16 protein-coding genes and 1 pseudogene are annotated in these 23,422 nt (G+C 72.9%); 10 read left to right on the top strand and 7 right to left on the bottom strand.

Annotation, left to right across the window (positions count from 1 at the left end; all coding sequences use genetic code 11):
- Positions 1-7: 7 nt before the first annotated feature.
- Positions 8-628 carry a DedA family protein gene (locus tag KYY02_RS08860; RefSeq protein WP_371237121.1) on the bottom strand — a complete coding sequence of 207 codons (621 nt, stop codon included), beginning with the start codon at positions 626-628 and terminating at the stop codon, positions 8-10.
- A 38-nt stretch (positions 629-666) separates the two neighbouring features.
- Entirely contained in the window at positions 667-1,440 is a 774-nt protein-coding gene (locus KYY02_RS08855) for an MBL fold metallo-hydrolase (RefSeq protein WP_371237077.1), read from the bottom strand.
- Positions 1,441-1,530: 90 nt separating this feature from the next.
- Here KYY02_RS08855 and KYY02_RS08850 point away from each other — a divergent pair.
- From KYY02_RS08850 to dnaK, 7 genes and pseudogenes are all read left to right on the top strand, one after another.
- Positions 1,531-1,923 (top strand): annotated as a pseudogene (locus KYY02_RS08850) (hypothetical protein).
- A 97-nt stretch (positions 1,924-2,020) separates the two neighbouring features.
- Positions 2,021-4,096: a phage holin family protein gene (locus tag KYY02_RS08845; protein ID WP_371237076.1), complete on the top strand. Its 2,076-nt coding sequence runs from the start codon at positions 2,021-2,023 to the stop codon at positions 4,094-4,096.
- A 679-nt stretch (positions 4,097-4,775) separates the two neighbouring features.
- Positions 4,776-5,837: an ATP-binding protein gene (locus tag KYY02_RS08840; RefSeq protein ID WP_371237075.1), complete on the top strand. Its 1,062-nt coding sequence runs from the start codon at positions 4,776-4,778 to the stop codon at positions 5,835-5,837.
- The gene (locus KYY02_RS08835; RefSeq protein WP_371237074.1) at positions 5,834-7,633 is read left to right on the top strand and encodes a vWA domain-containing protein; all 1,800 of its coding nucleotides are present in this window, start codon (positions 5,834-5,836) and stop codon (positions 7,631-7,633) included. The genes KYY02_RS08840 and KYY02_RS08835 overlap by 4 nt, the downstream gene beginning before the upstream one ends.
- A 98-nt stretch (positions 7,634-7,731) precedes the next feature.
- On the top strand, positions 7,732-8,160 hold the full coding sequence (locus tag KYY02_RS08830) for an OsmC family protein (protein WP_371237073.1): 429 nt from the start codon (positions 7,732-7,734) through the stop codon (positions 8,158-8,160).
- A 79-nt stretch (positions 8,161-8,239) separates the two neighbouring features.
- The gene (locus KYY02_RS08825; RefSeq protein WP_371237071.1) at positions 8,240-8,971 is read left to right on the top strand and encodes a glycerophosphodiester phosphodiesterase family protein; all 732 of its coding nucleotides are present in this window, start codon (positions 8,240-8,242) and stop codon (positions 8,969-8,971) included.
- An 86-nt stretch (positions 8,972-9,057) separates the two neighbouring features.
- Positions 9,058-10,935, top strand: coding sequence for a molecular chaperone DnaK (gene dnaK / locus KYY02_RS08820; RefSeq protein WP_371237069.1), 1,878 nt, complete (start codon positions 9,058-9,060; stop codon positions 10,933-10,935).
- A 13-nt stretch (positions 10,936-10,948) separates the two neighbouring features.
- Here dnaK and KYY02_RS08815 read toward each other — a convergent pair whose 3' ends face one another.
- The 3 genes from KYY02_RS08815 to KYY02_RS08805 form a co-directional block, all read right to left on the bottom strand.
- Positions 10,949-11,764, bottom strand: a complete 816-nt coding sequence (locus KYY02_RS08815) for an SAM-dependent methyltransferase (protein ID WP_371237067.1) — start codon at positions 11,762-11,764, stop codon at positions 10,949-10,951.
- Between the two features lie 47 nt (positions 11,765-11,811).
- Positions 11,812-12,675 carry a Sco1979 family transcriptional regulator gene (locus tag KYY02_RS08810; RefSeq protein WP_371237066.1) on the bottom strand — a complete coding sequence of 288 codons (864 nt, stop codon included), beginning with the start codon at positions 12,673-12,675 and terminating at the stop codon, positions 11,812-11,814.
- Between the two features lie 547 nt (positions 12,676-13,222).
- The gene (locus tag KYY02_RS08805) at positions 13,223-14,041 is read right to left on the bottom strand and encodes a helix-turn-helix domain-containing protein (protein WP_371237064.1); all 819 of its coding nucleotides are present in this window, start codon (positions 14,039-14,041) and stop codon (positions 13,223-13,225) included.
- 133 nt (positions 14,042-14,174) lie between these two features.
- Between KYY02_RS08805 and KYY02_RS08800 the strand changes: the two genes are divergently transcribed.
- The 3 genes from KYY02_RS08800 to KYY02_RS08790 are packed head-to-tail and all read left to right on the top strand — an operon-like array spanning position 14,175 to position 17,168.
- Positions 14,175-14,480, top strand: a complete 306-nt coding sequence (locus tag KYY02_RS08800; RefSeq protein WP_371237062.1) for a 4a-hydroxytetrahydrobiopterin dehydratase — start codon at positions 14,175-14,177, stop codon at positions 14,478-14,480.
- Between the two features lie 5 nt (positions 14,481-14,485).
- The gene (locus KYY02_RS08795; RefSeq protein ID WP_371237060.1) at positions 14,486-15,259 is read left to right on the top strand and encodes a class I SAM-dependent methyltransferase; all 774 of its coding nucleotides are present in this window, start codon (positions 14,486-14,488) and stop codon (positions 15,257-15,259) included.
- Between the two features lie 37 nt (positions 15,260-15,296).
- Positions 15,297-17,168 (top strand): rhamnogalacturonan lyase, encoded by a 1,872-nt coding sequence (locus KYY02_RS08790; RefSeq protein WP_371237059.1) that lies wholly within the window; start codon positions 15,297-15,299, stop codon positions 17,166-17,168.
- A gap of 50 nt (positions 17,169-17,218) precedes the next feature.
- On the opposite strand, the gene KYY02_RS08785 is transcribed toward KYY02_RS08790, so the two are convergent.
- Both KYY02_RS08785 and KYY02_RS08780 read right to left on the bottom strand, forming a co-directional pair.
- Positions 17,219-19,885 carry a cellulose binding domain-containing protein gene (locus KYY02_RS08785; protein WP_371237058.1) on the bottom strand — a complete coding sequence of 889 codons (2,667 nt, stop codon included), beginning with the start codon at positions 19,883-19,885 and terminating at the stop codon, positions 17,219-17,221.
- A 146-nt stretch (positions 19,886-20,031) separates the two neighbouring features.
- Entirely contained in the window at positions 20,032-22,947 is a 2,916-nt protein-coding gene (locus tag KYY02_RS08780; protein ID WP_371237057.1) for a glycoside hydrolase family 48 protein, read from the bottom strand.
- Positions 22,948-23,422: the final 475 nt, after the last annotated feature.

The raw sequence follows: 23,422 nt of genomic DNA, 5'->3' as shown, positions 1-23,422 counted from the left end.
GCACGCCTCACCCCGCCGTCGTCCCCCGCGTCCGCCGCCACAGGCCCGGCGCCACACTGATCAGCACCGTCAGGACGACCACCGCCAGCACGCCCTGCCACGGCTCGGCGAACAGCGAACCGCCGAGGACGCCGATCGACTGGTACGTCGCCGCCCAGGCCAGACAGGCAGGAAGGTTGCCCCGCACGAAGCGCCGCACCGGCCACTGCGCGATCAGACAGGCCAGCATCACCGGCAGCCGCCCGGCCGGGATCAGCCGGGACAGCACCAGCACCGCCACCTCGTGGTCGGCGAGCTTCTGCCGCGCCTGCGCCAGCCGGTCCTCCGGGGCACGCTTCCGGATCGCCTCCAGCCAGCGGGAGCCGTTCCTCGACTTCATCCCGCGCCGCCCCAGCCAGTACAGCGCCACGTCCCCGAGGAACGCCGCCAGCGACGCCGTCACGAACACCAGCGCCATCGGGAACGGCGCCGCCCGGTGGAAGGCGACCACGGCCGCCGAACTGACCAGCGCGCCCGTCGGCACCACCGGCACCAGCGCCCCGATCAGCACCAGCAGGAACAGCGAGGGATAGCCGACGGCCTGCTGGGTGAACTCGGGTGCCACGGCGGGCAGGGCCGCCGACGACAACGACGCGCCGGCCGCCTGGCCCGGGGCGGCGGGAAGGGTCACCGCGCGACCTCCAGGCGCACGCGCTCCCCGTGCTCCAGTCGGTGCACCGATGCGCCGGGCGCGTGCCGGGCCGCCTGCCGCTCGAACTCGTGCCCCGGCGCGTGGAACTCGTGCGGGCGCACGGCGTCCATCCCGATCGGCCAGTACGTGCCGTAGTGCACCGGCACCGCGCTGGACGCCCCCAGCCGGGCCAGCGCCTCGGCCGCGCGTCCCGCGTCCAGGTGCCCCTCGCCCAGGTACGGCCCCCAGCCGCCCACCGGGAGCAGCGCCACGTCGACCGGCCCGACCTCCTTGGCCATCTCGTCGAACAGGCCGGTGTCCCCGGCGAAGTAGGTCCGCGCCTCGCCCTCCAGGACGTAGCCGAGGGCGGGGGAGCGGTGCGGCCCGACCGGCAGCCGCCGCCCGTCGTGGCGCGCGGGCACGGCCCGTACGACCAGTCCGCCGACCCTCGTCACATCGCCGGGCGCCACCTCGCTCACCACGAGGTGTGTGAGCCGGCGCAGCCCCGGCACCGCGCGTCGCGCGCCCCGGGGCACGAGCAGACGCGTGCCCGGCGCGAGCCGGGCCAGCGACGGCACGTGCAGATGGTCGGCGTGCAGATGGGAGACCAGGGCCACGTCCGCCTGCCGGGCCTCGGCCGGCGGCACCGCGCCGCGCCGACGCCGCAGATGGGCGAACCGGCGGGCGAACAGGGGGTCGGTGAGCACCCGCGTGCGCGAGTCCTCGACCGTGCAGGTGGCGTGACCCCACCACGTGACCTCCACCGGCACCTTCGCGCCTCCCTCGTGCGACTCCCCGAAGCCTACGCGCAGGAGAGGGGGCGGCGGCGAGAACCGGAGGCGAGGGGCGCCACGGGGCCGGTGCGGGGGACGGCGGCCGCGAGTCCGACGCCGCTGGAGGAACCGGGCGCCGATCCCTTCCCGGTGGACTCCCGCGGCCGGCACGCCAGGTGCGCCCGCCGGGCCGCCGGACACGGCCGTGCGGTGGCCCGCGAACTCCCCGTACGGGCACCGCGCCCCGGCCGCCGCGTGCGGTGGGGCGGAGTACCGCCCGGGGCCCGCCTGTTCGTGGCGCCGGGCCTGCGGGCGCCGGAACGCACGCCGTCCTGGGGGAGGGGTTCGGACGGGAGCGGGCGCGGCGCGGGGCGCGGGTGGAGAGACGGTGGGCCGCGCGGAACCGTCGTAGACGCGGGGACGAAGGCCCGTGTGCACCGACGGCCGTCGCCGCCGACGGCCGGGTACGACGGCCGCTGAGCCGCCGCCGGCCCGCGCGACGGGGACGGAACGGCTCGTCCGGCCGTTGTGACAGGGTGGAGACGGCCAGTTCGGCCGGGACGTGAGGTGTGCGGACGTGGACGGCGGGCGATGGCGACGGGTCGCCAGTCAGATCGGGCGGAGTGTCGCCGTGTGGGCGGTCTCCACGCTCACCATGCTGCTGCTCGCCGGCGTCCTGCCCGACTTCCGGCTGCGCTCGGCCGACGGGGACAGCGCCACGGACATCGCGGTCACCGCCGCCTTCGGCGCCGGCGCCTTCGGTCTGCTCTCCGCCCTGGTCTGGCCGCTGCTGGTGCGCCTGCTGCTGCTCGTGCCGGCGCTCGTGCTGGGCCTGCTGGTGTTCTTCCTCAACGGCGCCCTGCTGTGGCTGGCCCTGCACGTCACACCGGTCGAACGCGGCGCCGCCGCACCGGAGACGGCGGTCGTGGTCGCCGCCGTCATGTCCGCGGTCGCCTCCGCCACCGGCGCCGCCCTCGCCGTGCGCGACGACGACGCCTACCGCCGCCGCCTCCACCGCCTCGCCGACCGCAGACGGGGCCCCGCCCCGCCCCGCCCCACCACCCCCGGAACCGTCTTCCTGCAACTCGACGGCGTCGGCCATGACATCCTGCTGCGCGCCGTCGACAAGGGACTGATGCCCACCGTCGCCCGCTGGCTCGGCACCGGCACCGGCGGCGACCGCCCCTCCCACCGCCTCATCCCCTGGCGCACCGACTGGTCCAGCCAGACCGGCGCCAGCCAGCTCGGCATCCTGCACGGCAGCAACCACGACGTCCCCGCCTTCCGCTGGTACGAGAAGGCCCGCCGCGAGGTCATGGTCTGCAACCGGCCCACCAGCGCCGCCGAGCTCCAGGCCCGCGCCATCGAGCACTCCGGCCACGCCGGACTGCTCGCCGACGACGGCGCCAGCCGCGGCAACCTGTTCGGCGGCGGCGCCGCCGAACAGGCCCTGGTGCTCTCCATCGCCACCCGCCGGCGCGGCCCGGCAGCCCGCTCCCGCGCGGGCTACTTCGCGTACTTCTCCGACCCCGCCAACGCCGTGCGCACCGCGCTGTCCTTCGTCGCCGAGGTGGGCCGGGAGATCGGCCAGTCCACCCGGGCCCGGTTCCGGGGGCAGCGCCCGCGCGTCTCGCGCGGCGGTCTCTACCCGTTGGTGCGGGCCTTCGCGACCGTCGTCGAACGGGACGTCGTGGTCGCCGCCGTGACGGGCGACCTGCTGGCCGGCCGCACCGCCGTCTACGCGGACCTGGTGGCCTACGACGAGGTCGCCCACCACTCCGGGCCCGCGAGCCGGGACACCGAGAAGGTCCTCCAGCGCCTCGACCGCGCCCTCTCCCTGATCGAGAACGTCGCCGAGCACGCCCCCCGTCCGTACCGGATCGTCCTCCTCTCCGACCACGGGCAGAGCCCCGGCGAGACCTTCCGCTCCCGCTACGGCCTCACCCTCGGCGACCTGGTGCGGGCCGGCTGCGGGCTGCCCGTGCCGCGCCGCGCCGGGCGCACCCACAGCGGCGCCGAGGCCCGCGCGGCCGTCCGCGCGGCGCTGCGCCGGCCCGTCGAGGAGGGCGTCGAGCACTACCGCCCCTCCCGCGGCTCCGAACCCGTCGTGCTCGCCTCCGGCAACCTCGGCCTGGTCTCCTTCCCGGACGTGCCGCACCGGATGACCAAGGAGGAGATCGACGCCCGCCACCCCGCACTGCTGGCGACCCTCGCCAACCACCCCGGCATCGGCTTCCTCCTCGTCCGCAGCGAACGCCACGGCGGGGTCGTCCTCGGCGCGTACGGCGCGGAGATCCCGCTGGACGAACTGGACGACAACCCCGGCCCACTGGCCGCCTTCGGTCCCGGCGCCGCCGACGTCGTGCGGCGCACCCACACCTTCCCGCACACCGCCGACATCATGGTCAACTCCTTCCACGACCCCGCCGACGGCGAGGTCCTCGCCTTCGAGGAGCAGATCGGCTCCCACGGCGGCCTCGGCGGCGCCCAGTCCCGCCCCTTCCTGCTGTCCCCGCTCGTCCTGTCCGCGCCCGTCCCCGACGGCACGGAACTCGCCGGCGCCGAACAGGTCCACCAGGTGCTGCGCCGTTGGCTGACCGAGTCGGGCGGGGCGGACCTGCCCGCGGCCCCTGACCGGGAGCGCGCGGCCTGAGCGGCCGTCGACCCGCCGGCGGCGGTCGCGGATGACGGCGCGACGGACCAGGCCGCCGCGTACACGCTGGACGGGCTCTGGGAACCGGACCCGGCGGTGCGCACGGACGTCCGTCCCGCACGTCCTGGACCGCGTCGCCCGGGACCTCCCCGCCCACCGGAGCCGCCGCGAGGGGTGCCCCGGCGCACGGTGCTCCCCGACGGCCGCGGGGGCGCCCGGACGGAGCGGACCGGCCTGCGGGAGCCGGCCCGGCACGGGTTCCTCGACGAGTCCCGCCGCCGGGTCCGCGGGGTCCCGGCGGAAAGGCGGAGGAGCACGGCTGCGCCGCTGCGGTGCAGGGCGACCGCATCCACGCGGGGACCGGCCGGGCCCCCCTTCGGGGCGGCCCGCTTCCTTCCGGACACCCGCGCACACGTCTGCGTGTCGCACCGGGACCTGCTGACGGGTCCCGCTTTCCCGCTGCCCTTCCGGGGCCGAGGGCGGGCTCTTCCCGCGGCTGGTGTTCCACGACCGGGTGTCCGGGCCCACGACCGTGCCCGGCTCCGCTGAAAACGCGTTGCCCCCTCCGCGCGGGACGCAGTTCACTGGACCCGGCGCCCGTCATGATCCATGTGCTCCGGCCCGACGCCGGCGATTCGTGCGCCCCCTTCGGCCTCCCCCTGATCCCAGGAGCCCTTGCGTGCAGGCAACCGTCACCGTCACTCCCTCCCGCGTCCCGGAGCTGCTGCTCGGTCTCGCGACCGTGCGGCCGGTGTTCCTCTGGGGAGCGCCCGGCATCGGCAAGTCCTCTCTGGTCAGGGAGTTCGCCGAGTCGCTGGGGCTGGAGTGCGTGAGTCTGCTGGGCACCCAGCTCGCCCCCGAGGACCTGATCGGCGTCCCGCAGATCCGCGACGGCCGCTCGGTGTTCTGCCCGCCGGAGGCGATCGCCCGTGACGAGCCGTACTGCCTGTTCCTGGACGAGCTCAACGCGGCCACCCCGGACGTGCAGAAGGCGTTCTACTCGCTGATCCTGGACCGCCGGATCGGCGACTACGAGCTGCCCGAGGGCTCCATCGTCATCGGCGCCGGAAACCGCGCCACCGACAACGCGCTCGCCCGCCCCGTCGCCTCCGCGCTCGTCAACCGCCTCGTCCACGTCCACCTGGAGGTCTCCGCCGGGGACTGGCTGGTGTGGGCGGCGGGCAACGGCATCCACCCGTGGATCACCGACCACCTCACCGACCGCCCCGACCACCTGTGGTCCAAGCCGCCGAAGACCGAGGAGCCGTTCTCCACGCCCCGTTCCTGGCACATGCTCTCCGACGCGCTGCACTCCTTCGGCCACGACCTCGACGAGGACACCCTGAAGGTCCTGGCGCACGGCACGCTCACCCCCGCCCACGCCACCGCCTTCTGCGGCTACGTCAAGATCGTGCGCAGCCGGTTCGGCATCGACGCGGTCATCAAGGGCGACGCCCGCTGGCCGCACCGCCCGGAGGACCGCGACCTGCTCTACTACCTCGCCGAGTCGTTCCGCGGGCGCCTGGCCAAGGAGCTTCCGGCGAGCAAGGAGCACATGTCGGCGAACGGCCGGCAGACCGCGTACCGTGCCAAGTCGCTGCTGGTGCAGCTCGCCGAGATCTCGGTGGAGGTCGCGCAGACCGTCATCGCCTCCGACGGCGACGGCAACCCGGTCCTGCCGTCCTGGTTCCTCGTGGAGGCGGCCCGCGACATGCCCCGGCTGGTGGAGGCGCGCCGGTGAGCCGCGCCCGCGCGAAGGGGCCGAAGAAACGGGACCTCGCACAGGAGGCGTTCGACGCGGGACTGCGGCTGATGCGGGCCAACCCGGCGCTGGCCGCCGTCGACTTCGACGTCTGCCGCAAGGAGGACTGCGAGCTCGCGCCCCGCGACGGGCTGGTGCGCGTGGACTCCGAGGCAGTCCTGCACGCCCACCCGGACCGCATGGCCGACCCGGAGGCCTGGGCGTGGGCCCTCGCGCACGCCGTCCTCCACCTCGGCTTCGGTCACGTCCCGGCCGCAGAGGGCACGCGCGAGCAGCCGGACCGCGGCGAGCTCGCCGCACGCTGCGTGGTCGTCAACCGCTTCCTGCTCGGCTTCCCCGTCGGCAGGGCCCCCGACGACCTGCCCGCTGCCTACCCCGACGGGGACGAGGAGCAGCTCGCCGCACGCTGGCGCCGGGACGGGGTCCCGGCCGTGTACGAGCGCTGCGGCACGGCGGGCGGTGAGGCGGACCTGTTCCTCCGGGAGTGGTACGGCTGGTGCGGGCAACCGCCGGACCATCAGCTCGCGTTCGCCACCGCCCTCACCCGCACCGTGTCCGCCGCGATGGACATGGCGGGCGGCCGTCTCGACAGCCTGGACGGCAGACCGGCGCCACGACGCCCCTGGGAACGGGCGCTCGGCTGGTTCGTCTCCTCCTACCCGCTGCTCGGCGGCATCGCGGCCGGCATCACCCTCGTCGCCGACGCCGAACTGGCCCGCGCCCACGGCATCTCCGTCGCCGCCGTCGACGCCGGGGCGGGGGAGATCTACGTCAACCCGCTGCGGCGGCTCGACGACGAGGAATGGCGCTTCGTCCTCGCGCACGAGATGCTGCACGCCGCCCTGCGTCACGGCGACCGCTGCGGCGGACGCGACCCGTACCTGTTCAACGTGGCCTGCGACTACGTCGTCAACGGCTGGCTGGAGGAGATGCGGGTCGGCACCATGCCCGAGGGCCTGCTGTACGACAAGGAGCTCGCCGGACTGTCCGCCGAGGAGGTCCACGACCGGATCGCCGGCGACCTCCGGCGCATGCGCCGGCTGGCCACCCCGCGCGGCAAGGGACTCGGCGACGTCCTCGGCGGCCCCCTCGGCCCGCCCCGCGCCCCCGTCGACCTCGACGGCTTCTACCGCCGCGGCCTCGCCCAGGGCCTCGACCTGCACGACCGGCAGGAGCGCGGCTTCCTGCCCGCCGGCCTGGTCCAGGAGATCCGCGCGCTCAGCCATCCGCCGCTGCCCTGGGACGCCCGGCTCGCCCGCTGGTTCGACGAGTTCGTGCCGCGCCCCGAGCCGCTCCGCTCGTACGCGCGCCCCTCCCGCCGCCAGGCGTCCACCCCGGACGTCCCCCGCGCGGGACGGTACTTCCCGCCCGAGGAGATCGCCCGCTGCACCTTCGGCGTCGTCCTGGACACCTCCGGCTCCATGGACCGGGTCCTGCTCGGCAAGGCGCTCGGCGCCATCGCCTCCTACGCCGAGGCCCGCGACGTGCCGGCGGCCCGCGTGGTGTTCTGCGACGCGGCGCCGCACGACGCGGGGTACGTACCGGTCACCGAGATCGCCGGGCGGGTGCGGGTACGCGGTCGGGGCGGCACCGTGCTCCAGCCCGGCATCGACTTCCTCCAGCGCGCCGACGACTTCCCCGCCACCGCGCCGATCCTGGTCGTCACCGACGGCTGGTGCGACGTGCTGCGGGTCCGGCGCGAGCACGCGTACCTCGTCCCGCAGGGCGCCCGGCTGCCGTTCACCGCGAGGGGGCCCGTCTTCCGGGTGAGCTGAGCCGTGATGTGATCGGATGGAAGAGGGCGCCCGGTGATCCGGGCGCCCGGACCGAACACCGCCGGACACACGGCCGGACATCTTCGAAAGGATGCGTCATGGCAGCCACGCGCTCCGCACACACCGTTTGGGAAGGCAGTCTCTTCGAGGGCAGCGGGGTCGTCGCCTTCGACTCCTCCGGCGCCATCGCCGAGCAGCCGGTCACCTGGGCGTCGCGGGCCGAGGAGGCGAACGGGAGGACCAGCCCGGAGGAGCTGATCGCCGCCGCGCACTCCAGCTGCTTCTCGATGGCCCTCTCCAACGGTCTCGACAAGGCCGGGACCCCGCCGACCCGGCTGACCACCTCCGCCGACGTCACCTTCGTGCCCGGCGAGGGCATCACCGGCATCCACCTCACGGTCGAGGGCACCGTCCCCGGCCTGGACGAGGCCGGCTTCGTCGCCGCCGCCGAGGACGCCAAGGTGAACTGCCCCGTCAGCCAGGCGCTGAAGGGCACGGAGATCACCCTGACGGCGAAGCTCGCCTGACCCGCCCGCCGCACCGCACCACCGCAGGCCGCTCCTTCCCGGGGCGGCCTGCGGCACATCCCACCCGGAGCCGACCACCATGACGCCACGTCCCGCCGTCTCCGCCCACCGGGGCGGCTCCGAGCGCGCCGCCCCGGCGACCCGGGAGGCGTACGAGGACGCGCTCGCGTCCGGCGCGGAGTACGTCGAACTCGACGTACGGCGCACCGCGGACGGGGTCTTCGTCGTCCACCACGACCCCCGCGTACGCCGCGCTGGCCCGCCGCTGTCCACGCTCACCCACGCCGAGCTGAACGAGCGCGCCGGCTACCCCGTGCCCGTCGCGGAGGAGGTGATGGGGCTGGTCGCCGGGAGGCTCGTCGCCCATCTGGACCTCAAGGAGACCGGCTACGAGAGGGAGCTGATCGACCGCGCGGCCGCCCTGCTCGGCGAGGACGGGTTCGTCGCCACCACCCTCGAGGACAGCTCCGTCGCCGCCATCACCGCCGCCCGCCCGCGGGTGCGCGCCGTGCTGTCCCTCGGCCGGGACGCCGGGGAGATCCGCCGGGGCCTACTGGTGCGGACCCGGATCGGCGAGCTGCTGCCCATGCGCCGGGTCCGCGCCTGCGGCGCCCACGGCGTCGCCGCGCACTGGCGGCTGGCCCGCGCCACCGTGCTGCGCGAGGCGGCGCGGGGCGGGCTGTTCACCATGGTGTGGACGGTCAACGAGGACGCGGCGCTGCGCGGCTTCCTCGGTGACCCGCGCGTGGACGTGCTGGTCACCGACCGGCCCCGCCGCGCCGTGGCCCTGCGTGACCATGCGTCCCGTTGACCACCGACCGCTCGAGCCATTGACAACCGACCGCTCAAGTTTTGTGCTGGAAGTCCGGAGAGGTGCCCTGGCGGAAGGGGACAGCGATGGGACGTGCGGTCGGAATCGACCTGGGAACCACGAACTCGGTGGTGGCGGTGCTGGAGGGCGGTGAGCCCACCGTCATCGCCAACGCGGAGGGCGCCCGTACGACCCCCTCGGTGGTGGCCTTCGCCAAGAACGGCGAGGTGCTGGTCGGCGAGGTCGCCAAGCGGCAGGCCGTGACGAACGTCGAACGCACCGCCCGCTCGGTCAAGCGGTACATGGGCGACGCGCACTGGCGGTTCCCCGAGCAGGGCTCCGTCGACGGCACCCGCTACCGGGCGCAGGAACTGTCCGCCCGGGTGCTGCAGAAGCTGCGCCGGGACGCCGAGGCCTACCTCGGCGAGGAGGTCACCGACGCGGTCATCACCGTGCCGGCGTACTTCGACGACGCCCAGCGGCAGGCCACCAAGGAGGCCGGGGAGGTCGCCGGCCTGAAGGTGCTCAGGATCATCAACGAGCCCACGGCGGCGGCCCTGGCGTACGGCCTGGACAAGGAGAACGACCAGACCGTCCTGGTGTTCGACCTGGGCGGTGGCACCTTCGACGTGTCGCTGCTGGACATCGGCGAGGGCGTCATCGAGGTGAAGGCCACCAACGGCGACACCCACCTCGGCGGCGACGACTGGGACCAGCGCGTCGTGGAGTACCTCGCCACACGCTTCAAGGGGCAGTACGGCGTCGACCTGGCGCAGGACAAGATGGCCGTGCAGCGGCTGCGGGAGGCCGCCGAGAAGGCGAAGATCGAGCTGTCCTCGTCCACCGAGACCTCGACCAACCTGCCCTACGTCACGGCCTCCGCCGAAGGCCCCCTGCACCTGGACGAGAAGCTCACCCGCGCCCAGTTCCAGGAACTCACCGAGGACCTCCTCGATCGCTGCAAGAAGCCCTTCCACCAGGCCGTCGAGGACGCCGGCGTGCAGCTGTCCGCGATCGACCACGTCATCCTGGTCGGCGGCTCCACCCGGATGCCCGCCGTCACCGGCCTGGTCCGCGAACTCACCGGCAAGGAACCGCACAAGGGCGTCAACCCCGACGAGGTCGTGGCCCTCGGCGCGGCCCTCCAGGCGGGCGTCCTGCGCGGCGACGTCAAGGACGTGCTGCTCCTCGACGTCACCCCGCTGTCCCTGGGCATCGAGACCAAGGGCGGCATCATGACCAAACTGATCGAACGCAACACCACGATCCCCACCCGGCGTTCGGAGGTCTTCACCACCGCCACCGACAACCAGCCCTCGGTCGGCATCCAGGTCTACCAGGGCGAACGCGAGATCGCCGCCCACAACAAGAAGCTCGGTGTCTTCGACCTCACCGGCCTGCCCCCGGCCCCGCGCGGCATCCCGCAGATCGAGGTGGCCTTCGACATCGACGCCAACGGCATCATGCACGTCTCCGCCAAGGACCTCGCCACCGGCCGCGAACAGAAGATGACCGTCACCGGCGGCTCGGCCCTCCCCAAGGACGACATCGACCGCATGATGCGCGACGCCGAGCAGTACGCGGAGGAGGACCGCAAACGCCGCGAGGCCGCCGAGACCCGCAACCAGGCCGAACAACTCGCCTACCAGACCGAGCGGTTCCTGCGCGACAACGGTGACAAGGTGCCCGGCGGGACCAGGACCGAGGTCGAGTCGGCCGTCACGGAGGTGAAGCGGCTGCTGGAGCAGGAGTCCTCCGACACCGCGGAACTGCGCGCCGCCGTCGAGGAACTCGCCTCCGTCAGCCAGAGGATGGGCCAGGCGATGTACGCGCAGACCCAGCAGACCCCGGCCGGGGGAAGCGAACAGCACACCGCCCCGCAGGACGACGACGACGGCGTCGTCGACGCGGAGATCGTCGACGACGACAAGGACACCGGCCGGCGGGAGGACGGCGCCGCCTGACCCGCCGCGCCGGTCACGGCTTGCGGGCGACCCCCGCGTAGACCGGCACGATGCCCTCCGCCTGCGCCGCCACGTCCTCCGCCGCCGGGCGCCACCCGTGTACCGGGATGACCCCCGGCCCCAGCAGCTCGAGGCCGGTGAAGAAGCGGGAGAACGCGGCCAGCGAGCGCGGGTGGAAGGGCGTGCCGCTGCGCCCGAAGAGGTCCGCCGCCCGCTCCACGGCCTCGGGACTCAGATCGGGCGTGACCTGGGAGAGGATCAGGTAGCTGCCCGGCGCCAGCGCGGCCCTGTACCGCTCCAGCAGGCCGTACACGTCGTCGCCGTCCGGGTCGTCGTCCAGGTAGTGGGTCAGCGCGACCAGCGACAGCGCCACGGGCCGGCCGAGGTCCAGCGACTCGGCGGCCCGGCGCAGCAGCGTGTCCGCGTCCCGTACGTCGGCGTGCACGTACCGCGTGCTGCCCTCGGCGGTACCGTGCAGCAGCGCCTCCGCGTGCCGCAGCACGATCGGGTCGTTGTCCGCGTACACCACGCGGGACTCCGCGGCGACGCCCTGCGCCACCTGGTGCAGATTGGGCTCCGTGGGGATGCCCGTGCCGACGTCCAGGAACTGGCGCACCCCCGCCTCGGCGACGGTGCGCACGGCCCGGTGCATGAACCGGCGGTTGGCCCGCGCCCCGCGTAACACCGTGCCGTCCGCCGTGAGGATCCTCCGCGCCAGCTCCTCGTCCACCGGGTAGTTGTCCTTGCCGCCGAGCCACCAGTCGTAGACCCGGGCCGGATGCGGTCGGCTGGTGTCGATGCGGACGGGCGCGGTGCCGGGTCCGGTCATGGGCGGTCCTCTCCTCGTGGGTTCGAAGGTTTGCTCGGGTGCGCGGCTCAGTAGTGCTCGCGGCACTCCCGCAGCAGTTTCTCGGTGCGCTGTGCCGAGGCCGCCCGCGCCGTCATGTGGTCCAGGACCTCCAGATGCGCCGACACCTCCTTGCGGGAGTCCAGGTACAGGGCGCCGGTCAGGTACTCGGTGAACACCATGTCCGGCAGCTCCGGTTCGGCGAACCGGAACAGGGAGAAGGGCGCGTACGTCCCCGGGTGCGGCCCGTCCGCGAACTCGGCGATCTGCAGCGTGATCCGGTCCCGCGCGGAGTATTCGAGGAGCTTGTCGAGCTGGTCGCGCATCACCCGGCCGTCGACGCTCACCGGACGGCGCAGCACCGTCTCCTCCATCAGCACCCACAGGTGCGGCGGGTCGGGGCGGTCCAGCAGCCGCTGGCGCTCCATGCGCAGCGCCACGTGCCGTTCGACCACCTCGGTCCCGATGTTCCCGATCGTCCCGGCCTCCAGCACGGCACGCGCGTACTCCTCGGTCTGCAGCAGCCCCGGCACGAAGTGCGGCTCGTAGGAGCGGATGATACGGGCGGCGCCCTCCAGGCTCACGTACATGCTGAACCACTCGGGCAGCACGTCGCCGTACCGCTGCCACCAGCCCGGCCGGTTCGCCTCCTCGGTGAGTTCGACGAACGCGGCGGACTCGTCCTCGGGCACCCCGTAGGCGCCCAGCAGCAGCTGGACGTACGGGATCTTCAGCGCGACCTCGGCGGTCTCCATCCGCCGTACGGTCGCGGGCGCCACCCGCAGGACGCGGGCGGCCTCCTCCCGTGAGAGGCCCGCCGCCTCCCTCAGTTCCTGCAGCCGCCTTCCCAGGACCACCTGGCCCACCGTGGGTGCGGCCCGCCGCTCACTCACGCCACGCCTCCCCAACGCGCCCGGGCACGTGCCCAGTCTGTCATGTCCCTCCGAGACTCTCACGAGCCACGGGCGTCCGCTCCGCTCCACTGTCTCCCGCCGCATGACCCGGCGGATGATCGACCCGGTCCCACCCGCGCGGGATCGTGGACACACCGGGTCGCGGGCCGGCGCACTTCGGCCCGGAACCCGGCGACCGGTCCCGGCGGAGGACGATGCGTCATGTCCACGACCCAGCTCGCCGTGCCGGGGCGCCGTTCGGATCGGACCACAGGGGGGCCGGCGGCGCCTCGTCAGCGCTGTCGCCCGGGCTCGGTCCGTTCCTCGCCGGGCATGCGGCCGGCGGGCCCGCCGGCCACCCGGCCGCACCCGTCGGCGCCCGGCACGCGGATCGTCGTCGAGGCCGGCCGCGCCCGGACGGCGGTGGGTCTCGCCGCCCTCGCGCCGTGGCTCGCCCCGACCGCCGCAGGCGTGGTGCGGACGGTCCTCCGGACGCTCGCCGCAGCGGGCCTCGCCCTGCTCCGGCACCGGGCGCTGGGGGCGCGCGTCAGCCCAGCCAGGTCCGGAGGTACTCGGCCGTCGCCGGGTCCGCCGGGAGCAGCGTCTCCACGGCCAGCTCGGCGACGGTCACGTCCATGGGCGTGTTGAACGTCGAGATGGACGAGACGAACGACAGCGTCCGCCCCCCGTGCTCGATCAGCATCGGCAGCGCGAAGTACGCCACCGGCTCGGCCGGTTCCTCCTGCCGACCGGCGGTGTCCGGCACGGGGAACGCCGCCACCTCGTCGTACAGCGCCCGCAGCCGCTCCGAGCGGTGCAGGGCGATGTGCCGCCGCATCTGCTCCAGCAGGTGGCCGCGCCACTCCCGCAGGTTCCGGATCCGCGGCGCCAGCCCCCGCGGGTGCAGGGTGAGCCGTACCGCGTTCAGCGGCGGCGTCAGCAGCGACTCCGGGACGCCGTCGAACAGCGCCATGACACCCCGGTTGGCCGCCACGACGTCGTACATCGCGTCCACCACCAGCGCCGGATACGGTTCGAAGCCGCCGATCAGCCGCTCGATGCCCGCGCGCACGACCTCAAGCGCGGGGTCGTCCAGCGGGGTCTCCGGGTAGTGGGGCGCGTAACCGGCCGCCAGCAGCAGCGCGTTGCGCTCCCGCACGGGGACGTCCAGGTGCTCGGCCAGCCGCAGCACCATCTCCTCGCTGGGCCGGGAGCGGCCGGTCTCGATGAAGCTGATGTGCCGGGCGGAGGAATCGGCGCGCAGGGCCAGCTCCAGCTGGCTGACCCGCCGCTGCTCCCGCCAGGCGCGCAACAGCGGACCCACGCCCCCGGCGCGGGAAGCGGCGTGAGATGTGACAGTGGTCATGCCAGGACGGTAATCGAGAAACGGTCCTGCCGGGGAGGCACCCGCTCCGAGCGGGGCATCGAGGGGTCCTCTGTGGCAGCCTGGGAGTCCCGCACGGGGCCACGGGACCCGAACCGGCGAAGGAGTACAGACCATGCCCGTCGAACCGCTGTCGCAGAAGGAGACCGAGGAGCGGCTGGCCGAGCTGCCGGGCTGGTCGCTCGACGGCGACCGGATCACCCGCTCCTACCGGCTCGGCTCGCACTTCGCGGCGACGGCGATGGTCGTCCACATCGCCCAGGTGCAGGAGGAGCTCGACCACCACTCCGACCTCACCCTCGGCTACGACACCGTGGCCCTGTCCGTGCACACCCACAGCGCGGGCGGCGTCGTCACCGAGAAGGACCTCGAACTCGCCCGCAGGGTGGAGGAGCTGGCGCCCGGACACGATGCACACTGAGGCGCGTGCTGGACTACGACGAGGAAGCGGAACGGTACGACGTCTCACGCGGCGGTGAACCGCGGGCGGCGGCCGCCGCCGACGCGGTGACGGGCCTCGTACCGGGAGGTGCACGGGATCTGCTGGACGTGGCGTGCGGCACCGGCATCGTGACCCGGCGGCTGGCCGCCGCCCGCGCCGGTCTGCGGGTGACGGGCGTCGACCTCTCCGCGGCGATGACCCGGAGGGCCGCCGCCCGCCTGCCGGGCGCCGTGGTCCGCGCCGACAGCCGCCGGCTGCCCTTCGGCGACGCCCGGTTCGACGCCGTCGTCAGCGTGTGGCTGCTGCACCTGATGTCCGGTCCCGAGGACGTACGGGCGGTCGTCGCCGAGTGTGCCCGCGTGCTGCGGCCCGGCGGGGTGTACGTCACCACCGTCCACAAGGGCGCCTCGCACAACGTCGGCAGCGACATCGACGCGATCCTCGCCGCACGCCCGCGCAGCCCGGTACCCGACGCCCCCGACGCCGTCGACGCCTGCGCCGCAGGGCACGGTCTGCTCCCCGCCGGGGAGGCCCGTTTCCGGGGGCGCGGCCAGGGCCGCAGTCCCCGTCGCACCATCGCGGACCTGCGGCGCGGCTGGTTCGTCACCCTGCCGCCCGGTGAGCCGATCGCCGAGGAGTTCGCCGCCCGGCTGGCCGAGCTCCCCGACCAGGACCGGCCCCGAGCCGACCCCGTGTTCCGGCTCAGGGCGTACCGGAAGCCGCGGGGCGGCAACCCGGAGCGTTCCGGCGGCGACTGAGGGACGGAACCCCCCCGTCCTCCCAGGAGGCCCTCCCATGACCCACCCCCACAGGCACCGCAGACGCCGTGTCGTCCTGCCCGCGGCGCTCGCCGTGGCGGCGCTGGCCGGCGCCGGCCTGACCGCGCTGTCGGACGAGCCCGCCGAGGCCGCCACCGCACGGCAGGTCGAGAAGCTGGACCGCGGCGTCGTCAGCGTGCACACCGGCAGCGGGAACCTGGTCGGCTGGCGCTGGCTCGGCACCGACCCGGACGACGTCGCGTTCAACGTCTACCGGGCCGGCACCAAGGTCAACTCCACTCCGGTCACCCGCTCCACCACCTTCTTCCACTCCGGCGCCCCCGCCCACGCCGACTACACGGTCCGCGCGGTCGTGAACGGCACCGAGCAGGGCGACTCGGTGCACGCCGTCCAGTTCCGCGCCGGCTACAAGGACGTGCCCCTGTCCCCGCCCGCCGGCGGCACCGCGCCCGACGGCGTCTCCTACACCTACGAGGCCAACGACGCCTCCGTCGGCGACCTCGACGGCGACGGCGCCCTCGACCTCGTGCTCAAGTGGCAGCCCACCAACGCCAAGGACAACTCCCAGTCCGGCTACACCGGCAACACGATCGTCGACGGCATCAAGCTCGACGGCACCCGGCTGTGGCGCGTCGACCTCGGCCGCAACATCCGCTCCGGCGCCCACTACACCCAGTTCCAGGTGTACGACTACGACGGCGACGGCAGGGCCGAGGTCGCCATGAAGACCGCCGACGGAACGAAGGACGGCACCGGCGCGGTGATCGGCAACTCCTCGGCCGATCACCGCAATTCCAGCGGCTACGTGCTCTCCGGACCCGAGTACCTGACCATGTTCGACGGGCGGACCGGCAAGGCGATGGGCACCGTCGGCTACGTCCCGGCGCGCGGCAACGTCTCCTCCTGGGGAGACTCCTACGGCAACCGCGTCGACCGCTTCCTCGCCGGCACCGCCTACCTGGACGGCGCCCGCCCCTCCCTGATCATGGCCCGCGGCTACTACACCCGCACGGTGATCGCGGCCTGGGACTGGCGGAACGGCTCCTTCACCCGCCGCTGGACCTTCGACACCAGCTCCTCCACCAACAGCGGCAAGGGGTACGACGGCCAGGGCTCCCACAGCCTCTCCGTCGGGGACGTCGACAACGACGGCCGGGACGAGATCGTCTACGGCTCGATGGCCGTCGACGACGGCGGCAACGCCCTGTGGACCACGAGGACCGGCCACGGCGACGCCCAGCACCTCGGCGACCTCGACCCGTCGACCTCCGGCCTGGAGTACTACAAGGTCTCCGAGTCCACCGGCCAGCCCGCCGCCCTCTCCGTCGATCCCGCGAACGGCGCGGTCCGCTGGAAGCTCGGCGCCTGCTGCGACAACGGACGGGGCGTCGCCGCGGACATCTGGCCGGGCAACTCCGGCCCGGAGATGTGGTCCTCGTCCGACGGCTCCATCCGCGACAGGAGCGGCGCCCCCAAGGGCCGCAAGCCGTCCTCCGCCAACTTCCTCGCCTGGTGGGACGGCGACCCCGTGCGCGAACTCCTCGACGGCACCCGCATCGACAAGTACGGCACCTCCTCCGACACCCGCCTGCTGACCGGGGCGGGCGTGGCCTCGAACAACGGGACCAAGGCCACCCCGGTCCTGTCCGGTGACATCCTGGGCGACTGGCGCGAGGAGGTCGTCTGGCGCACCGCCGACAACAGGAACCTGCGTATCTACTCCACCCCCCACGACACGGACCGCAGGGTCACCACCCTCCTCCACGACACCCTGTACCGCACGTCCCTGGCCTGGCAGAACACCGGTTACAACCAGCCCCCGCACACCGGCTTCTTCCTCGGCGCCGGCATGCCCACCCCGCCCAGGCCGACGGTCTACACGCCCTGACCGGACCCCGGCCCGCCCGCACCCGGTGCGGGCGGGCCGGGGACACCGGCTCAACTCACCGTGCAGGTCTCGTCGCCCAGTTCGAAGGCGGTGGGCCTGTTGTTGGTCGCCGATCTGGTCGCCGTGAAGCCGAAGGCCGCCGACGATCCCGCCGCCACCGTGCCGTTCCAGCCGGTGTCGCGGACCGTCACCGCCGCGCCCGACTGGGTGTGGGACCCGTTCCAGAGCTGGGAGATCTTCTGGCCGTCCGCGAAGGACCAGCTCAGGGACCAGCCGTTCCAGGCGGTCGAGCCCGTGTTGGTCAGCTGGACGTCGGCCTGGAAGCCGTCGGTCCACTGGTTGGTGATCCGGTAGGTCACCTTGCAGGCGGCCGTAGGCTCGGGGTCCGGCTCCTCCGGACCCGTGCCGCCGCCGGTGTCCGAGGTGTCGCCGTAGACGACGCCGCGGCCGTTGGTCGCCACGTAGACCCGGCCGTAGACCCGCGGGTCGCCCGTGATGGCCGCGCCGGTCCAACCCCACTGATGGGCGTCGTCGTTGACGCGGGTCCAGGTCGCGCCCCGGTCCGTGGAGCGGAAGATGCCGCGTACGCCGTCGATCTCCGCGCTGGTGAAGAGGGTCTGGTACGAGGCGCCCGGCGCTGCCTTGCCGAAGCCGACGGTGTCGGCCTCGTCGACGTTCGGCAGTCTGGTGAAGGTCGCGCCCGAGTCCGTGGAGTGCCACAGGCCGTACGGTCCGTCGCTCGCCCCGCCCGCCAGCCAGATGTCGCCCTTCGCACCCGGAAGCGCCTTGAAGCGCACGCTGTCGCCGACCGGGAGTCCCGTCGCCGCCGACGCCGTGAACGTCGCACCGCCGTCCGTACTGACGTAGAACTTGCCGGACTTGAAGCCGTAGAACGTCTTCGGGTCCACCCGGTCGGACTCGACGACCGCCCCCGCCGGGATGCCGCTCGACGCCGACCAGGACGTGCCGAACCCGGTCGTGTGGTGCACGCCCGCGCCCTGCGGGCTCCACACGAACCGGCTGCCGTCGGCCGCCGCCGCGACCGTGCCGCCGCCGCTCACGCCCGAAGGGTCGGTCCCCGCGAACCAGTTGGCGCCGTTGTCGGTCGAGAACGCGATGTGCGGACCGGAGTCCAGGTTGCCGGTCCGCACCACCGTGCTCGGGCTGGACTCGGCGAAGTCCAGACTGGTCGTCGACGTGAAGTTCGGCTGGGTGAACATCATCGGCGGCACCTTGGTGAGGTCCGTGTGCCGGAAGCCGCCGATGTCACCGAGCGCGCTGATCAGCGGGGCACCCGAGGGGGGAGAGACGAGGTCGTTGACGGCCGTCTCCTCCAGGCCCCGCACCATCGGGGTGATGGTGAACGACGTGTCGTCGTCCCAGTCGGTCAGGTTCTCCGTGCCGTAGATCGTCGCGCCCGTGCCGTACATCATCCGGTCGGAGTCGAACGGGTCGATCTCCAGCGCCTCGGTCATCCAGCCGAGTTTCGGGGTCTGTTCGGGCGGCGACGGATTCGCGCCCCAGCTCAGCCACGGCGTGGACGAGACGTCCATGGTGTAGCGGTTCTCCCGGTTCGGGTACGACGTGTAGTCCCACGCCTTGGTCCAGCTCGCGCCGCTGTCCGTGGAGCGGAAGATCTGGGTGTCCGGCCACCAGGAGCTGTACGCCGTAGCCATCACCGTCCCCGGCTTCTGCCGGTCGACGGTCAGGCCGCTGAAGCCGTAGTAGGTGTCGGCCTCCGCCACCGGGCTGATGTCCGTCCAGGCGCCGGTCGCCGTCGCGTACCGGTACAGCCGGCCCTTGCCGCCGTCGTAGGGGCCGCCCGTGTCGCTGTAGGCGAGGTACAGGTAGCCGTTCTCGGCGTCAAGGACGCCCTTGTGCGCGAGGTACCCGGTCGGCTGCCCGGCGAGCCGCTGCCAGGTGGCGCCGGCGTCCGTCGACCGGTAGACCGCGTTCTCCTTGTCGGCGACGCCGACGTAGACCGTTTTCGTCGCGCTGCCGGAGCCGCCGGTGGACTCGTCGAAGGTGACCCAGACGATGCCCTGGTTGTCGGAGGCGTAGCCGGAGGTGTCGCTCGGGTCCTGCGCATAGTTGCCGGGGTTGGGAAAGCTCGTCACCTGCGACCAGGTGGCGCCCGAGTCGGTCGACCGCCACAGCCCCTTGCCGCTGGGCGCGCCCAGGTAGAGCACGCTGTTGCGGTTCGGGTCGACAGCCAGCCGTTCCCCCATGCCCCGTCCCGGCATGTTCCCGCCCAGCTTGAACGGCAGATCCGTCTTCTTCCAGCTCGCGCCCCGGTCCGTGGAGCGCAGCACCGCGCCGTTCGTGGGGTCCCAGTCGTTGGTGTACGTGCCGACCGCCGCGTACACCCGGTCGGGGTCGGCGGAGTCGGAGGCGAGGCTCACCACGCCCGTGTGGCCCCAGTCGTCCCAGCCGACCGAGTCGAGGAGCGGGGTCCAGGTCTTCGTCGGCTCCTGCCAGCGGTAGGCGCCGCCGATGTCGGTGCGGGCGTAGGCCAGGTTCTTCTCGCTGCGGTTGAAGACGATGCCGGGGACGAACCCGCCGCCGTCGATACGGGCGTTCTTCCAGGTGTAGGTGTCGGCGGCAAGGGTGGTGCCGGCCGGCTCCGGGGCGTCACCGGCCGCGCGGGCGGGCAGGCCGCCCGCGAGCAGGCCGGCCGCCAGCGCGAGCACGACCGTGAGGGTGCGGGTTCTTCGCACGGTGCGTTCCTTCCTCGGGGTGGGGGAGGGAGAGTGGGGAGAACGTGCGAGGACCGGGCGGCCCCACCGTGAGCGAGTGGGACCGCCCGGCCGTGTGTGGCCCCGGCGTCAGGTGCCGGGACCGGTCCGCGGAGCGTCGGCGGGGGCTATTCGAGAAGCTCCGCGTACGAGCCCATGGCCAGGGCGATGTCGGCCTGGGCCCAGAACCGGTGGTACGTGAAGGTGGGCGCGGCGCCGCCCGCCAGATAGGACTCGATCTTCGACCACGCCGGGTCGTCCTGGTAGAAGGAGCGGATCGACTCGAACGTCGACGACGAGTTGATCACGTCGCCGTTGGGCATGGTGCCGCTCCAGCCGCTCGGGACGTGGACCGGGTCGTCGAAGCGGTTGTAGTCGGCGCGGGTCTCCGGGACGGCGATGCCGAGCGCGTCCTGGTTGTTCTCCCACATGCCGTCGAGCAGCGCCTTCGCCGTGGTCGCCGCCTCCGTGTCACCGGAGCGGTCGGCGTAGTACGTCAGCGTCTTGGCGTAGGCCGCGGCCACACCGACGTCATTGGTGTAGTCGGCGACCGTGACGTGCAGTCCGTTGTTGGCGCCGGGTGACGACGCGTTCCAGGTGTCGGGCTTGCCCGACCACTGCAGCGTCGACGGGATCCGGAAGGAACCGTCCGGGTTGACCGTGGTCTCGGACAGCGCCCAGTCCACCCACTTGTCGAGGACCGACTTGGCGAGCGCGTTGCCGGTCTGCTGGTACAGCTCGGCGACCCGCTCCATCGACCACGCCTGGAAGCCGAACCACTGGTTGGACGGCGGGTCGTGGTAGACCGGCTTCTCGTCGTAGTGCATGCCGTAGAAGGTCGGCGTGCCGGACGGCGGGGTCGTGTACCGGCCGGCCCAGCTGTTGGTCGCGCCGCCCGCGATGCCGCCCTCGGCGGACTGCAGCCAGCGGTAGAACTCCAGTTGCCGCTGCATGGACTTCGCCCAGTCGTCCGCGCCCGTCGCAGACTTCGGCTTCAGCGGCGCGTAGCTGCTCAGCGCGTACGCGGCGAGGGGGTTCTGGTAGCCGCCGTGCGCGTGGCTGGAGCCGATGCGCCAGGCCCAGCCCGCCGAGGAGTCGGTGGCGCCGCCCCAGGCGTAGTACCAGGACAGCAGGTAGTGCGAGGCGTCCTTGCCGGTGCCGGCCGGGCAGGACGGGCTGGTGCAGTCGCCGATCTTCTTGAAGTACTTGTCGAACATGGCGTAGCGCAGGTAGTCGCCCATCTTCGCGGCCTTGGCGACCGTGGCGGAGACCTGGGAGCCCTTGCCCTGCTCCTTGGCCCACAGGTCCGCCCAGTACGCGGCCTGCACGGCACGCGCGTCGGCGTCCGGGGCGTTGGTGAACTTCCACTGTTCGGCGTAGGACGCGTCCTTGGTGAACAGGTCCAGGTAGCCGTTCTTCCCGCCGTACTTGAAGGCGTCGCAGGTGGGCTGCGGGACGGTCTCCCAGACCGACTCCTGCGGGCCGCGCTGGAAGGTGTTGATGTACGACGGCCCGGTGTCCGCCGGACCCGCTTCGCACTTGCCGGGCGAGTTGCCGTAGCCGTACACGTTGTCGACGTCCTGGATCCAGTGCATCCCGTAGACGTCGTCCGTGCCGTAGGCGGACTTCAGCTCGGCCGCGATCGGGTCGGGGCCGACCGGGACGCCCGGGTCGAGCGCGGACGGGTACTCGTTCGGGGTGTCGTACTCGGGCGCGTAGGTGGCCGGCTTCGAGGCGTTGTAGAAGGAGTTGGTCGGCTGGTCCGCACGGGTCGGGATCATGTACTTCTCCATGATGTCCCAGGCCCCGTTGAACTTCGACCAGTCACCGGTCACCTTGCCGTACATCGCCTGCAGCCACAGCAGGTAGCTGTACGCCTCCGAGGTGGTCTCGTGGCCGTGGTCCGGTGCCTCGACGATCAGTGTCTCGACCGAGTGGTACGGGATGCCCTCCGGCGAGAAGTAGCCGTTCGCCGGATCGGTGATCTTCCCGTACAGCTCCAGGAAACGTGCGTCGTACGTCTTCCGGGCGCCCAGCTGCGTCACCGTGACCGCCGCCTTGGCGTGGCCCGGCGCCGAGGACTCGAAGACCGCCGAGCCGCTGCCCGAGGAGTCGGCGGCGATCGTCACCTTCTGCGCGGTGTTCCAGTTCGACGGCGTGAAGGTGAGCGACGCGCCGCCGGAGACCGACAGCCCCGAGTTGCCGCTCGCCCGTGCCGTCGTGACGGTCACGTCGGAGCTCGGCTGCTTGGACAGCTTCACCTCGTACGTGCCCGACTCGCCCTGCTGGACGCCGAGCTGGGACGGCGTGGCCACCACGGCGGGTCCCGAGGCGACCGTGATGCCGACCGGGGTCGAGTCGGCGGAGGCGCCCATGCTGTCGTACGCCTTCGCCACCAGGGAATGACTGCCCACGGTCAAATTGGCGACGGAGAGCGCGAAGGGCGCGCTGCTGTCCGATCCCAGCAGCTCGGTGTCGTCGTAGAACTCCACCTTGGTGATGGTGGCCTGGTCGGCCGCCGCCGCGGTGGCGGCGAGCGGAACCGTCTCTCCCCGCGTGTAGACGGCGCCGGCCTGAGGGCTGGTCAGTACGGCGACCGGCGGCTGGTGGGCGCCGACGCAGGGGGTTCCATTGATCGCGAAGGAGGTGGGCGCGGCGTTGCTGCCGCTGTAGGTGAACTGGCCGCCGGTCGTGACGGCGGCGCCGGCGGCGATCCGGGCGTTGTGCCCGGCGTCCTTCACGGTCACGGTCGTGCCGGACTGCGTCCAGCTGCCGTTCCAGCCGTTCACGAGCTTCTGGTCGCCCGTGTAGCCGTACGTCAGGGTCCAGCCGTCGATGGCCTCCGCACCGCGGTTGGTGAGGGTCAGCTCCGCGGTGAATCCGGAGCCCCAGTCGTTCGTCTTGTAGTCGACGCTGCACTGGAGCGCGGCCGCCCGAGCAGGGGTCGAGCCGGTCGAGAGCATCGTCAGCGGAAGCGCGAGAGCGGCCGCGGCGGCCGTCAGTAACCGCCGGACGCCTCTGCGTCTCCTGGGTGGGGGATGCATGGTGCTGGTCCCTCCTGCGACTCGGAGATGTCAAGGCTTGAACCAGTGGGAGCGCTCCCATAGTGAGGACGGGGTGAAGGGCGGTCAAGACTTGGGGCGAATCGAAAACATTCGACGGTTCGAGCCGGGGGAAAGTCGGCAGTCCCTCTGTTCTTTGCCGTCACTTGGCGCTAGCTTCATGTGCACCAGTGGGAGCGGTTCCACCAGTCGACGCGTCCGTCCCGACGTGTCCGACCTGCAAGGAGTCGCTCATGCGCCACCCCCCGCGTTCAGTACTTTCAGCCATGCCCGTGCACGTGTGGAGCACCTGACGCGGGGTCGCTCGTTCCGTGGGATCCATCTGCCGTCCATGCTGCCCGGAAACCCCCGGCCGGCACCACAGGCCTGTCCCGACCAGGCCCGGAGGACGGCGCTCCCACCCGTAAGGCACCAGGCCGCGCGATGGTCCGCGCGCGCTCCAGAAGGACAGCCCCCT

It is taken from the genome of Streptomyces pimonensis (assembly GCF_041380215.1).
Lineage (GTDB): Bacteria > Actinomycetota > Actinomycetes > Streptomycetales > Streptomycetaceae > Streptomyces > Streptomyces pimonensis.
This window is presented reverse-complemented; position numbering and strand designations above follow the sequence as displayed.

What these genes read in the sequence shown, in the direction of transcription:
- KYY02_RS08830 (WP_371237073.1), top strand. Translation starts at nt 7,732, where the DNA reads ATGGCAGCCACGCGCTCCGCACACACCGTTTGGGAAGGCAGTCTCTTC.
- KYY02_RS08825 (WP_371237071.1), top strand. Translation starts at nt 8,240, where the DNA reads ATGACGCCACGTCCCGCCGTCTCCGCCCACCGGGGCGGCTCCGAGCGC.
- dnaK (WP_371237069.1), top strand. Translation starts at nt 9,058, where the DNA reads ATGGGACGTGCGGTCGGAATCGACCTGGGAACCACGAACTCGGTGGTG.
- KYY02_RS08815 (WP_371237067.1), bottom strand. Translation starts at nt 11,764, where the DNA reads ATGACCGGACCCGGCACCGCGCCCGTCCGCATCGACACCAGCCGACCG.
- KYY02_RS08805 (WP_371237064.1), bottom strand. Translation starts at nt 14,041, where the DNA reads ATGACCACTGTCACATCTCACGCCGCTTCCCGCGCCGGGGGCGTGGGT.
- KYY02_RS08800 (WP_371237062.1), top strand. Translation starts at nt 14,175, where the DNA reads ATGCCCGTCGAACCGCTGTCGCAGAAGGAGACCGAGGAGCGGCTGGCC.
- KYY02_RS08790 (WP_371237059.1), top strand. Translation starts at nt 15,297, where the DNA reads ATGACCCACCCCCACAGGCACCGCAGACGCCGTGTCGTCCTGCCCGCG.
- KYY02_RS08780 (WP_371237057.1), bottom strand. Translation starts at nt 22,947, where the DNA reads ATGCATCCCCCACCCAGGAGACGCAGAGGCGTCCGGCGGTTACTGACG.